The following is a 524-nucleotide window of genomic DNA, read 5'->3' as shown; positions in this document are numbered from 1 at the left end:
TGGACAGATCGAATCGCAAGTGGAATTGGTCTATCTACCCAATCCTGTGCTCAACGGAGAGCAATTACAGTTTGCCGTGGCAAGAGAGCTAGGTATTGATAATGACGATCCATTGCGCATTGTTTCTTTAATTCAAGAACACTTGATTCGTGTGCATTCAACCGGGAAGAAAACCGTTCTGATCGTTGATGAAGCTCAAGCTCTTTCTCCTGAGGCTTTAGAAACACTGCGCTTGTTCGGCAATTTAGAAACCGAGCAAGACAAATTGATTCAGTTGGTACTTTTCGGTCAGCCTGAATTGGATGAACGCTTGTCCATGCACGAATTACGGCAGTTTCGTCAACGCATTACGTTCAGTTGTGGGCTGCGTCCGTTGTCTGTCGATGAAGGGGTTGCGTACATCAATAATCGCTTAGACAAAGCGGGTAATGGGTCGCACATTTTCTCCATTGAACAGAAAAAAGCGATTTGGCGTTCTGCTATGGGCATACCAAGGTTAATCAACCAAATTAGCCATAAAGCTT

1 protein-coding gene is annotated in these 524 nt (G+C 44.7%); it reads left to right on the top strand.

The window, feature by feature from the left end:
• The coding region (locus tag R8N47_RS28265; RefSeq protein ID WP_318186491.1) for an ExeA family protein at window positions 1–524 on the top strand (524 nt) is incomplete at both ends.

The sequence above is a fragment of the Vibrio sp. 2132-1 genome (genome assembly GCF_033344315.1).
This window is presented reverse-complemented; position numbering and strand designations above follow the sequence as displayed.